Source organism: Lancefieldella parvula DNF00906, assembly GCF_000758945.1.
Taxonomy (GTDB): Bacteria; Actinomycetota; Coriobacteriia; order Coriobacteriales; family Atopobiaceae; genus Lancefieldella; species Lancefieldella parvula_C.
The window spans coordinates 71291-83771 of record NZ_JRND01000003.1 but is presented as its reverse complement, the minus strand read 5'-3'; the positions used below and the strand labels follow the sequence as shown (position 1 = coordinate 83771).

Genomic DNA, 12481 nt, shown 5'->3' with positions numbered 1-12481 from the left:
GGAGCTTGTGGCGTTTCATCTCACACATAAGACAAACATTATTGAGCGTCACTTTTCTCGTAGGTTTCAGGTAGCCCTTATTGGAGAAGGCCTGCTTGTTGGCCTTCTGGGTGGCGGCGTAGTCACGCTGTATCGCCTTTGTCTTTCTTTTGCAGAAGCTCAAATGCGCTCCATTACTCAATCAATCGCAGGTAATTGGCCATATATGGCTCTCTGGTTTGGTGTTCTGATTATTCTTATGGTGGCCGTTTGTCTGCTTATGAAGTTTGAACCCTACACCGCTGGCTCTGGAATCCCTCAGACCAATGCTGAGGTCATGGGATCTGCCGATATGCCTTGGTATCGAGTTCTTCCTGTTAAGTTTATCCAGGGCGTTCTAGTTGCCTTTGGTGGCCTTTCTATGGGTCGAGAAGGCCCAGCAGTCCAGTTAGGCGCTGTTTCTGGTAAAGCGGTCTCAAAATTCCTTAAACGCAAAAGGGGAGAAGAACGTCTTCTGGTAACCTGTGGCGCAGCTGCGGGTATGTCAGCCGCTTTTCATGCCCCTCTCACCGGCACACTTTTTGCTATCGAAGAGATTCAGAAAGAGTTTCATGCTCCACTGATTATCTCGGCAATGACCGCATCAGTAGGCGCTGACTTCCTGGTTTCTAACGTCCTTGGTATGAAGCCTGTCCTTCAGCTTCCTTACGTAGCACCATTACCTCATGTCGACTTTGCATTTGTTCTTATCGTCGGTTTTATCTGTGGTTTATTAGGAGCGCTCCACAATAAGGGAATGTTCTTTGCCCAGGGGCTGTACAAAAAGATAACTAAGTTTGTGCCTTTCTCGAGGCTCATTATTCCATTCATGCTAGCTGGAATTATGGCTTTTATCTGGCCAGATCTTCTTTGTGGTGGCGATGCCATTATCGAGAAAATCAAAGAGCCAGCAACGCTCACTGAACTCATGGTTATAGTGCTTTTGCTGGGAAAATATTTCTTTACCACAACATGTTTTGCTGCTGGAACGCCTGGCGGAACTCTCTTTCCAATGGTTGTCATGGGAACACTTGTTGGAACACTGTTTGCCCTGGTAGCAACCCATGTTTTTGGCATACCTATGGCATATGCACCTAATTTTATCGCTATGGGCGTTGCAGGCATTTTTGCCGGAGCAGTTAGAGCGCCCGTCACCGGAGTAGTGCTTATATTTGAGCTCACAGGTTCTCTTGAGGCTCTTATGGCTATGTCTGCAGTTGCAATTGTGTCCTACGTAACCGCAAATATCCTGCATGTTGACCCATTCTACGAGCACTTACTTGCAGAATTCTTGGCTTCTCAGCAAGGGGAGTCTAAACCAACACTTGATTCTGGCGAGAAAATCCTTCATGAGTTCACCATTGGCCAAGGAAGTCCCGTTGAGGGCAAATTGCTCCAAGATATCCCATGGCCTGACAAAGTGAGGGTTGTAACTATTGATCGTGCGGGCTTGGAGATTATTCCAACCGGCCAAACTGAATTGATGGCGCTGGACAAGATTCTTGTAATTTATGATGAGATGTATGAAAGTGATGTCATGATTAAATTGAATGTCATGACCGACTCATCGGTATAGTGCTTATCGCTGTCGTACACGCTACCGTAAAGGAGAGGGGCTCAAAATCCTTCTCCTTTTTATTCAACTCATTAGTTTACATAATATCGATTATCAGACTTTTATATATGAGAACGGAATTTAGAGGTCTTATACGTCTATATATCTAGAGTATTTTATCTTGCATCGGCTTTCATATCCTACGTCTCATTACTTCAAAATTTGAGCCTCTGAGAGCCGTTTTAAGCCACGTTCTTACTTTGTCATGAGTAATTACACCTCTAGTAATTTGGGTCTTACAAAGGTGCCTAGATTACAGAGCTTTTTTGTTCGAATTCCTGTAACTAATTACTTACAGACAAGTCATCAATGCCAGATATTCGTAACACTCTACAACCTCTTTATACTGAGAAATTCTAAGATCTAATTTTCTATTTCACTAATGAATTCAGCTTGAATTAGAAAACTCTTTACATCTATTTATTCATTCAGATTGATTTCTAATCTAGATGCCTTGGTGCCTTGGTTTTGACTTTCCTACAAGATTGAATCTAATTAGTATTTCTCGTAACTAGTCCATCTCATTCATTTTTAACTTACTACTCCCCTTTTTTGATACAAACAACCAATCTACCTGCATAAATACATAAAACTGCAGGTAAACAAGGTGTGGTTGTTGCAAAATACACAAATCATTGCACTAAAGGCTGGATTGAATATCAACTAGACTAGTATTCTTAAAACTCGAAGGTGAAGGAGTTACATGAATATTGTTCTTATAAAACCAAGTGAAGAAAATAAAGCCAAGCTAATAGAGATGCTTGATGAGTGGAAACATGATGTCGAGACAAATCACACAAATCCATCTCCACGGTGCATTTTTAGGCATGATCACTATGACTTTGCAAATTATATAGAGCAACTAGATGTAAAAGAGCCACTTCCGACTGGTCGAGTACCTACAACAACTCTCTTTTGTTATGACAACGATAAAAACATTTTTGTTGGAGCGGTAAATATTCGCCATTACCTTACTGAGGAGCTTCTATATAGTGGCGGACACATCGGTGATGGAATTCGACCAAGTGAGAGAAGAAAAGGCTATGCAACAGCAATGATTGCGCTTGCGCTCAAAGAGTGTAAGAAACTTGGTATTGAGCGTGTTCTCATGTGCTGTCGTAAAGATAACATCGGCTCAGCAAAATCTATTATCAATAACGGCGGAATACTCGAAAACGAAGTCCTTGATGAGGATGACGTGCTTACACAAAGATATTGGATTGACCTTTAACAGTTCTTCTCGCCAAAGAAATAATAAGGGGACCGTAATTGTTTGCGGTCCCCTTTTGGTATCAAACTTTAAAGCTTCTTATCGAGAAACTCTTAGCCCTCGACAGGCTGTCCAAGATAAGATGCAACAGAAGTTGCAGCGATGGCACCGTCTGCTGCTGCAGTAATAATCTGACGTAGCGGCTTCTTATTGAGATCTCCTGCGGTAAAGAGACCAGGAGTTCTAGTAGCCATACGCTCGTCAGCAAGGACATATCCCTGCTCGTCTAGGTCTACAAGGTCTGTCAGAAGCTCAGTAGAAGGTACGCGACCCACCAAGACAAAGACACCAAAGCTGCCCTCATCAAATGTCTCTGTGTGCTCTTCTCCCGTCTGGTTATTGCGGAAAGTGATGGAAGTAAGCAAATCATTGCCATCAACTGCAGTGATGCTGGTCAGATAACGAATCTCTGTCTTAGGATTCTCCTCAAACTGCTTAATTGCAGTAGCGTTAGCTCTTAGGTGATCCTTGCGGACAATAAGAGTTACTTTGTCAGCAAAGCGAGCCAGGAACTGAGACTCCTCTACAGCGGTGTTACCGCCGCCGATAACAAATACCTGCTTACCGCGATAGAACATACCGTCGCAGGTAGCGCAGTAAGAAACACCCTTGCCAGTGAACTTTTCTTCGTTGGTAAAGCCAGCGTGGCGAGGGTTAGCGCCACCAGAAACAATGACGGCCTTTGCGTGATAGGTTCCCTCAGAAGTCTCCATCACAAAGAGGTTAGTCTCTGGATCCTTAACAATAGAAAGGACATTGGCCATGACAATCTCTGCGCCGAGGTCTGTAGCCTGCTTCTGAAGAGTATCGGTAATAGTGAAGCCATCAGTGTTTGGCATACCAGGGTAATTCTCAACCTCAGTAGTGGTGATGACCTGGCCACCTACCGCCTGTTTCTCTAAAACAACAGTATCGAGAAGGGCGCGTTTTGCATAAATTGCTGCTGAAAGTCCTGCAGGACCACCGCCAACAATAACAAGGTCTTTAGTAATAACGTCTGCCATGATTGGCTCCAATCGTATAAATCGTAACTGGCTTTGTTATACCCTACTGGTGACAATCATTATCAGTTATCTCTAAAAAATAGATTGCACACAATCTATTCACAAATAAAAAAGAAGCGCGTCAAGACCCCCATCTTGAACGCGCTCCCCTAATACTAAAAACTAGTTAGCAATGATGAAGTAAGCAACAAACGCAAGAGTTGCAACCCACATCAGAGGCTTAACCTTCTTAACGTTACCAGTAACAAGAGCAACAACAACATAGAAGATGAAGCCAAAGCCAATGCCGTCAGAGATTGAGTAAGTCATTGGAATACCAGCGATAACCATGAATGCTGGGAAGCCCTCAAGAAGATCGTTCCAATCAATCTCGGTAACCTCAGACATCATCAGGAAGCCAACAAGAACCAGTGCACCACAAGTTGCTGCAGAGCTGACGATAGAAATGAGAGGTGCAATGAATGCTGCTGCAATAAAGAGCAGACCGGTGAAAATAGAAGAAAGACCAGTACGACCGCCGTCAGCAGCGCCGGATGCGGACTCGATGAATGTGGTAATGGAAGAAGCACCAAAGAAACCACCTGCAGCTGCAGCAGCAGAGTCAACAATGAGGATCTGCTTGATGTCCTTGACGTTGCCGTCCTCAGTGAGGAAGTCTCCCTGCTTAGCAATAGCCATAGCAGAACCCATGGTGTCAAAGAAGTCAGACATCATCAAAGAGAATGCAAAGACGAGAAGAACTGGCGTTGTCAGAGCCTTAACAATACCCATAACACCAGCACTATCGGTCAAGAATGGTGCACCAAAGGTGGAGAAATCAAGACCAGAAAGAATGCCTGTAGGGCTTGCGGTAACACCAAGTGGAATACCAGCAAGTACGGCAAGGATGATGCCGATAAGCAGGGAGCCCTTAACACGAGCAGAGTAAAGAACAACTGTTGCAACAATGGAAATTACACCAACGATAAAGGTTGGAGAGAAAATATCGCCAAGAGCAACAAGGGTGGATTCATTAGCAACGATAATTCCGCTGTTCTTGAGACCAATCATGGCAATAAAAAGACCTAGGCCAACAGAGATTGCGTGGCGTAGGTTTACAGGAATTGCATCCATAATTGCTTCACGAAGGCCGCAGAGAACTAAAAGAAGAATAGCAATTCCTTCAATGAAGATAACTGCCATTGATGCGTGCCAATCTCCACCAGTAATTGGAGTAAGAGAGAAGGCTACAACAGCGTTTACACCCATACCAGATGCGCAAGCAAGTGGACGGTTAGAGAACAGACCCATCAAAATGGTCATGATGCCGCCACCAAGACAGGTAGCAGTAATAGCTGCCGAAATTGGAACTCCTGCAGCAGCGAGAAGAGCTGGATTTACTGCAATGATGTATGCCATTGCGAGGAATGTTGTAATTCCAGCCCTAAATTCTTGAGCGGGATTACTACCACGCTCAGCTACCTTAAAGAACTTCTCCATTAAGCTCTTCCTTCCTAAAGAGACTTTTCCTTTATGCAAACGCCGCAGCGCTTATCACCAAAATAAGAAATTACTGAACTCCGCTTGAACCAAATCCACCGGCGCCGCGATCGGTCTGATCAAGCTCATCAACCTCAACAAGCTGTACAACTGGAACTTGCTGAATTACAAGCTGTGCAATGCGCTCGCCGCGCTCAATGTGAATAGTTTCTTTACTATCAAGATTAATGGCGCAAACTTTAAGCTCTCCACGATAATGAGCGTCAATAAGGCCTGGAGTATTTGCCATAGAAAGGCCTTTCTTAAGGGCAAGGCCACTTCTAGGCTGAACAAATCCTGCGTATCCATCAGGAATTGCAATAGCTAAACCAGTAGAAATAAGTTTGCGCTCAAAAGGAGCAAGATCAACATCTTCAGCACTTCTAAGATCTAATCCAGCATCTCCTGTATAGGCGTACGAAGGTAGTTCAACAGTAGGATCAAGGCGTTTAATAGGTAGCTGGATGTCAAAATTGCTCATTAATTCAGGCTCCTTAATTCTGCACTAAATTCATCAACATCTTTAAAGTCTCTATAGACAGAAGCAAACCTAATGTATGCAACTTTATCAAGCATAACCAGGTTTTTAAGCACAATGCTTCCAAGGTCTTCAGATTTAATCTCGTATTGACCTTTGTCTCTAATCTGAGACTCAATTCCATCAATAAAATGATCAAGAGAAGCAACAGAGATATCTCTCTTTACTGTTGCAGCAACAAGGCCTCTCATGAGCTTCTGTCTATCAAAAGGCTCCTTATGACCATCTTTCTTCACAACGGTGATAGGAATCTCTTCTAAGCGCTCATAGGTTGTAAAACGAAACTTACAGGACATGCACTCGCGACGCCTTCTTATGGCATCGTTATTCTCGGATGAGCGAGAATCAATAACCTTTGACTCTTCGTGACCGCATTTTGGACAACGCATGGAATCCCCTTTTTTCGTATAAAAGGAAGATACCATTTTACGCAGGTATTGACTGCTATCAACACAGAATTCTGAGAGAAATTTACATAAATATTTACTATTTAGATACAGAAGGAATCTCTAAGGTTTGTCCAGCTCTTAAAAGAGAAGAATCGAGATTATTTCTTTCTCTAATCCAACTTACTTGTTGCTCTGTAGAGACACCCTCAATAGGATTGCTCTCTGCAATTGACCACAGCGTGTCATTGCTATGAACGGTAATTGTTTGTGAAGCGCTATCCATTACAGATGTAGCAAATGAATTGAGAGCGGTTGTGCGAAGAAAAGAAACCGCAAACATCAAAACAAAGGATGCAGTAATAATAAGTCCAGCAACAAAAGCTTCTTTATTTGTTAGCGTCTTGACGTAAGAAACTTCCTCACGGTGAGGTGCAACAGATTCTTTCTTTGCGCCGCCGTTAATTAACTTAAATGCAGGCTTATAAGAAGCAAGAGCTGAAGTTCCGCTAACCTGGTACATCTTTGACTGGTACATACGCCTCATATCATTTCCTTCCGTAATAGTTTTTACGGAACTAGTTATATCTAATACACCGGACAAAAAGTCATGTCCGAACATTTGTACTAATAATATTTAGTACGTTTGTTCGTGTCAAGAAAAAATAGAACATTCGTTTGATTATTTTTTAGAACACGTGTATTATTATTAAAAAGAAAAAGGAGGCTCATATGCCAAAGGGTAAACTCAGCAAGCGTCAGGCAGCAATTTATGAATACATCTGTTCTTACACAGATCAACATGGCTATCCCCCTTCAGTAAGAGAGATTGGCGCTGCTGTTAATCTTGCATCTCCTTCAACTGTCCACATGCATTTAAAAGTTCTTGAGCAGTTTGGACTAATTGATAGAGACCCAAAGAAGCCTCGTACTATGAAAATTGTTCCTCAGGCTTCTAACACTTCTGATACAGCAAAGCTTGCCCCCGTTACTCAAGACATAGCTAATAATGTGATTAGCCTTCCTCTTGTAGGACGTGTTGCTGCTGGTACTCCTATTCTTGCTGAACAAAACGTAGAAGAATCTCTATCTCTTCCAACTAGCATTGTTGGGGATTCAAGTTCTTTCATTCTTCGTGTTCGCGGAGAATCAATGATCAATGCTGGTATTTTTGACGGCGATTATATTGTTGTAAAAGAGCAGCAAGATGCTCATGATGGAGAAATTGTTGTTGCTCTTATTGATGATTCTGCAACAGTTAAAACGTTCTACAGAGAAAACGATCGCATTCGTCTTCAACCAGAAAATGACTTTATGGAGCCAATCTACGTACAAAATCCTGTCATTTTAGGTAGGGTTACTGCACTTATTAGATCAATCTCTTAGTCATATTATGGGTGCTGAGTTAAGACAAACCAAAGGGAGAATAACGTTTTTTGACACTATACGAGGTATCTCGGTAGTTTCAATGATTCTGTTTCACTTTACCTATGATTTGTTCTTTATCTCGCACGTTAAGCTTACGTGGTTTACACCTCTGCTTATGCAAATCTGGATACCATCAATCTCATATCCTTTTATTTTTATTGCTGGTTGTATGTGTGCCTTCTCTAAAGATTCTTTTAAGCGTACAGGAGTCTATAGCCTTGTAGCCTTAGCAATATTTGCAGCAACTACCTTTGCAAAAGTTGATACTCCCATTACGTTTGGAATCTTCTTTTGTATGGCCTCATGTACCCTGGTAGAAGCTCTTATTTCACGTTTCGCTGTTCCACCAAAAGGATATGCAGCAGCAATTCTTTTGCTTTTAATTTTTGTTGTTTGCATTCCAATTTCTAGTGGACATATTGGTATAGGCAACATAGTTTTCTCGTTACCTAAAGAGTTATACCAAACACCATATTTAGCCTGGGCTGGATTTCCCTCTCCATCTTTTTCATCAGGAGATTACTACCCATTACTCCCCTATTTGTTCTTGTATTTAAGTGGTGCTGCTTTTAACAGACAGTTTAAGGAAGCTGGATATCCCAACTGGATGAAAAGGTTCTCTCTTCCCCTCATAACAGAGATGGGAAGACATTCACTTCTCATTTACCTTTTGCATCAACCAATTTTGCTGCTTATTGCATTATTCATCAGTCAGAATATCGTCTTCTGACACCACGTACGGCTCTAAAAGTGCCTGCATATACGTGTCGGCTTTAACTGACAGTAAAAGACCTTCAGCAACATATTGCTCGTGCAAAAGCTGGCATCTCTCATGAACAGACTTAACAAGAGCGCCTTTGTTGAACGGAATAAGTGCGCTAACCACCTTGTCGCCGGCGCTAGCTATTTCTTGAATCTTGTGGAGAAGGCCGTTAATGCCCATACCTTCCTGAGCTGAAATAAATACAGCATCTGGATAGAGTGCTCTGAGCATTTGAAGCTCTTGCTCATCAAGTAGGTCTACCTTGTTTAATACAAGAATCTGATCGCTTTTATCGGCCTCGATATCTTTCAAAATACTCCGAACAACTGCTATTTCTTTAGAAAGATTCTTATCAGTTGCATCAGCAACGAGCAGAAGAAGATCTGCTTCCTGAGCCTCTACCAAGGTAGATTTAAAAGACTCAATCAGATTAGTTGGGAGCTTTTGAATAAATCCAACAGTATCCGTAAGAACAATCTTTCTGCCTTCATCAAGAGAAAGCGCTCTGGTAGTTGGATCAAGAGTTGCAAAGAGTTCGTCTTTTGCATATACATCTGCGCCAGTTAGTTGATTCAAAAGCGTTGATTTACCAGCATTGGTATATCCAACAAGAGAGACGCTAAACGTTCCAGAATTCCATCTGGACTTTGACTGAACTTCTCGCCTTTGACTGAGCTGCTTGAGTTCATTTTTAAGGGTTGAAATGCGCTTTCTAATAAGGCGACGGTCAACCTCAAGCTGGCTCTCACCCTGGCCAAATCGGCTACCAATGCCGCCACGAGTTTGCTCGCCTACCAGGTGACTCCACATACCACGAAGCCTTGGAAGTACGTACTGAAGCTGTGCAAGCTGTACCTGAAGGCGACCCTCTTTGGTACGTGCATGAATACCAAAAATATCAAGAATAAGCGCTGTACGGTCAATGACTTTAACAGGCTCGCCAAGTAATTTTTCTAGATTAGATTGCTGAGAAGGCGTGAGCTCATCATCAAAGATGACCACATCAGCGTTGGTGTTTCTTACCAGAGAGACAAGCTCCTCAGTTTTACCTTTGCCAATGAAAGTCTTGGGAATTGGTGCATCAAGTTTTTGCGTAAGACGCATAAAGACTTCAGCGCCGTCAGTTTGTGTCAGACGCTCAAGCTCGTCCATTGATTCTTCAAGCGACCAATCGCTTTTACCGCAATCAACGCCTACAAGAATTGCTCGTTCAACTTTAGGAGCAGTTGAAAATGGAACAAATCGACCCATAAACTCCCTATCTAAGACAAGGTAAATACGTTAAATTTTGATACGTCCTACTGGCATTGTACGTCAGAATGTTGCGCAAGAATCAGCTCGAGGACTTCCTCAGGCGAAAGCTGATCCATATCAAGCCACCTTACTCGACCATCTCGTTTAAGCCAAGAAATCTGTCGCTTTGCATACTGTCTGGTATGCTGCTTAATAAGCTCACGCGTTTGTTCAAGCGACTGTTCACCATCAAAATACGCAAAGAACTCTTTGTAGCCAATTGCCTGCCCAGCCGTGCAATTTTCAGAGAGACCTGACTCAATAAGCGCTTGAACCTCTTCAACAAGCCCTTGCTCAAACATAAGGTCAACTCGGAGGTTTATTCGCTCATAAAGACGCTGACGGTCCATCGTAAGACCCCATATCTGGGCATCAAAGTACGGCGTATGAGCCTTTAAGCCCTCATGATGAGTTGCATACGACTTGCCTTCTTCCAAGAGCTCTAAAGCCCTTACAACGCGTCGCACGTTATTTGGATGGATAAGTTCTGCACTTGCTGCATCTTTTGTGGCGAGAAACTCATGTAAACCCTCAGGTCCTAGCTCTTCTGCAAGCTTTTCATAACGGGTTCGTACAGGAGACTCAATTGATCCAGAGGGAAACTCCATCTGGTCAATAATCGAATCCAGATAGAGACCTGTACCACCACAAAAAACAGGCGTTTTACCAGCATCAATGAGCTTATGAGCTTCTGCGCGTGCCGCGGTCTGGAACATTTGAACAGAATATTCTTCCGAAATGTTGGCGCAATCTACCATCAAAAGAGGAGCTTCTCGCTCTTCAACGGGAGTTTTAGCAGTGCCAATATCCATGCCACGGTAGACCTGCATTGCGTCAACAGAAATGACAGAGGTCTCAAGCTTCTTAGCAACGAGCTCGGACAATGAGCTTTTGCCCGAGGCCGTAGGACCTACAATACAGATTACCGAGCCTTGGGAGCTCATCGTGGATCAGACTCCATGGTTCCGCGCAAATACCAGGTACGAGCCTCATCAATATGAACATCAACAATTTTGCCGATAAGATCTTCTGGCGTGTAACCTTCTGGCAGATTGAAGTGAACTGTTTGGTTCTTCTCGCTATGTCCCACCATGACCGTATTGTCACGCTTGGAAGTTCCCTCAACAAGAACTGCCTGCGTAGTATTGAGATCTACCTGGTTAGCGTCGTGTGCCTGCTGAGCCACAAGCTCTGCAAGCCTATCAAAGCGCTCCTGGATGACCTCGTGAGGCGTATTGTCTTCGTATTTTGCCGCAGGAGTGCCTGGACGCTTAGAGTAAATGAAGGTATACGCAGAAGAATACCCAGCCTCTTTGACCAAAGAAAGCGTATCCTCAAAGTCTTCCTCAGTCTCTCCGGGGAAGCCAACAATAATGTCTGTTGAAAGCGCTAGTCCTGGAATAGCTGTACGCAGGCGAGAAACCACGTCTAAGTACTCTTCTCGTGTATAGCTGCGGTTCATCTTTTTGAGAACACGCGTAGAGCCACTTTGAACTGCAAGATGAAGATGAGGCATGACAGCTGGCGTTTCCTTCATAGCCGCAATAGTCTCATCAGTAAGATCTTTTGGATTTGATGAGGTGAAACGGATTCGCTCAACGCCCGTCTGACCCACAGCACGCAAAAGCTCTGCAAAACGAGGCTTACCGTAAAGGTCACGACCATATGAGTTAACGTTTTGGCCAAGAAGGGTAATCTCACGAACGCCATCTGCGACAAGACGCTCGCACTCACCAATAACAGCCTCAAAGGTGCGACTGCGCTCACGCCCGCGAACGTAAGGAACAATGCAATACGTGCAGAAATTATTGCAGCCGGTCATGATAGGTACCCAAGCGTGATACTGCTGAGCGCGGTTGCTTGGCAGATCTGTGGAGAAGCCCTTGCCCTCCTCAGAAGTGTCTACGGCTACACGGTCATTCTCGCCCCTAAATGCGCTGGTGAGAAGAGCTGGCAAGCTTGCAAGAGCACTGGTGCCAAACACAACGTCAACGGCTGGAACCTTTTCACGGAGCTTCTCGCCATCGCGCTGCGCGATGCAGCCACCAATAGCAACAACGCGCTTGCCTGATGGAGGCGTTGGTGCGCTGACCATGGCAGAAGCCTGACCATAGAGACGCTGATCAGCGTTTTCGCGAACACTGCAGGTCATAAAGATGACAATATCTGCGTCATCGGTATCTGAAACCTCATTACAGCCACAAACCTCAAGCAGACCAGAGACACGCTCTGTATCGTGCAGATTCATCTGGCAACCAAAAGTTTTGATGTGATATGTTTTTCCTACGAGCTCGGAATTTTCAATCATGCTTAAAGTACCTCGTTATACTCAGTGGAACTAACAGCTGGAGTCTGCGTATCAGGGGCAGACATTGTATGGACATAAATGGCAATTTTAATTGCAGTTCTACTCTCCCCTGCAATTTCGATATCAGAAAATGTTGGAGCACAGGTGATATCCAGACCGCAAGGAATCAAGAAGCCACGCGCAATAGCAATAGCTTTGATGCCCTGGTTGACTGCACCCGCACCAATGCACTGGAGCATAACAGGCTCGTTATCTTTAACCAGTCCCGCAATAGCTCCTGCTACAGAAGCTGGTGAAGACTTACTTGAAACTTTAAGCAAACCCATGAGTGCTCCAATTA

Annotated in this window: 13 protein-coding genes; 4 read left to right on the top strand and 9 right to left on the bottom strand. The window is 43.8% G+C overall.

Annotation, left to right across the window (positions count from 1 at the left end):
* Nucleotides 1–7: 7 nt before the first annotated feature.
* Both HMPREF1647_RS00415 and HMPREF1647_RS00410 read left to right on the top strand, forming a co-directional pair.
* Complete coding sequence (locus HMPREF1647_RS00415; RefSeq protein WP_035431062.1) at nt 8–1594, top strand: ClC family H(+)/Cl(-) exchange transporter; 1587 nt, start codon at nt 8–10, stop codon at nt 1592–1594.
* 742 nt (nt 1595–2336) lie between these two features.
* Nucleotides 2337–2864 carry a GNAT family N-acetyltransferase gene (locus HMPREF1647_RS00410; RefSeq protein WP_035431060.1) on the top strand — a complete coding sequence of 176 codons (528 nt, stop codon included), beginning with the start codon at nt 2337–2339 and terminating at the stop codon, nt 2862–2864.
* A gap of 92 nt (nt 2865–2956) precedes the next feature.
* On the opposite strand, the gene HMPREF1647_RS00405 is transcribed toward HMPREF1647_RS00410, so the two are convergent.
* From HMPREF1647_RS00405 to HMPREF1647_RS00385, 5 genes are all read right to left on the bottom strand, one after another.
* The gene (locus HMPREF1647_RS00405; RefSeq protein WP_035431058.1) at nt 2957–3907 is read right to left on the bottom strand and encodes an NAD(P)/FAD-dependent oxidoreductase; all 951 of its coding nucleotides are present in this window, start codon (nt 3905–3907) and stop codon (nt 2957–2959) included.
* 162 nt (nt 3908–4069) lie between these two features.
* Nucleotides 4070–5386: an NCS2 family permease gene (locus HMPREF1647_RS00400; protein ID WP_035431056.1), complete on the bottom strand. Its 1317-nt coding sequence runs from the start codon at nt 5384–5386 to the stop codon at nt 4070–4072.
* 70 nt (nt 5387–5456) lie between these two features.
* Complete coding sequence (gene dut, locus HMPREF1647_RS00395; RefSeq protein ID WP_035431054.1) at nt 5457–5906, bottom strand: dUTP diphosphatase; 450 nt, start codon at nt 5904–5906, stop codon at nt 5457–5459.
* Nucleotides 5906–6352: a transcriptional regulator NrdR gene (nrdR, locus tag HMPREF1647_RS00390; RefSeq protein ID WP_012808854.1), complete on the bottom strand. Its 447-nt coding sequence runs from the start codon at nt 6350–6352 to the stop codon at nt 5906–5908. The genes dut and nrdR overlap by 1 nt, the downstream gene beginning before the upstream one ends.
* Before the next feature lie 97 nt (nt 6353–6449).
* The gene (locus HMPREF1647_RS00385; RefSeq protein ID WP_035431052.1) at nt 6450–6896 is read right to left on the bottom strand and encodes a LysM peptidoglycan-binding domain-containing protein; all 447 of its coding nucleotides are present in this window, start codon (nt 6894–6896) and stop codon (nt 6450–6452) included.
* Between the two features lie 185 nt (nt 6897–7081).
* On the opposite strand from HMPREF1647_RS00385, the gene lexA reads away from it, so the two are divergent.
* The gene (gene lexA / locus HMPREF1647_RS00380) at nt 7082–7735 is read left to right on the top strand and encodes a transcriptional repressor LexA (protein ID WP_035431049.1); all 654 of its coding nucleotides are present in this window, start codon (nt 7082–7084) and stop codon (nt 7733–7735) included.
* Between the two features lie 7 nt (nt 7736–7742).
* Nucleotides 7743–8507, top strand: coding sequence for a heparan-alpha-glucosaminide N-acetyltransferase domain-containing protein (locus tag HMPREF1647_RS06885; protein ID WP_081933284.1), 765 nt, complete (start codon nt 7743–7745; stop codon nt 8505–8507).
* Here the strand turns inward: HMPREF1647_RS06885 and hflX are convergent.
* From hflX to HMPREF1647_RS00355, 4 genes are read right to left on the bottom strand one after another with little or no spacing between them, the layout of a single operon-like run.
* On the bottom strand, nt 8478–9791 hold the full coding sequence (gene hflX, locus HMPREF1647_RS00370) for a GTPase HflX (RefSeq protein ID WP_035431045.1): 1314 nt from the start codon (nt 9789–9791) through the stop codon (nt 8478–8480). The two genes, HMPREF1647_RS06885 and hflX, sit on opposite strands and share 30 nt — an antisense overlap.
* A 47-nt stretch (nt 9792–9838) precedes the next feature.
* Nucleotides 9839–10777, bottom strand: a complete 939-nt coding sequence (miaA, locus tag HMPREF1647_RS00365) for a tRNA (adenosine(37)-N6)-dimethylallyltransferase MiaA (protein ID WP_035431044.1) — start codon at nt 10775–10777, stop codon at nt 9839–9841.
* On the bottom strand, nt 10774–12141 hold the full coding sequence (gene miaB / locus HMPREF1647_RS00360) for a tRNA (N6-isopentenyl adenosine(37)-C2)-methylthiotransferase MiaB (protein WP_035431041.1): 1368 nt from the start codon (nt 12139–12141) through the stop codon (nt 10774–10776). The genes miaA and miaB overlap by 4 nt, the downstream gene beginning before the upstream one ends.
* A 2-nt stretch (nt 12142–12143) precedes the next feature.
* Nucleotides 12144–12467, bottom strand: a complete 324-nt coding sequence (locus HMPREF1647_RS00355) for a stage V sporulation protein S (protein ID WP_035431039.1) — start codon at nt 12465–12467, stop codon at nt 12144–12146.
* Nucleotides 12468–12481: the final 14 nt, after the last annotated feature.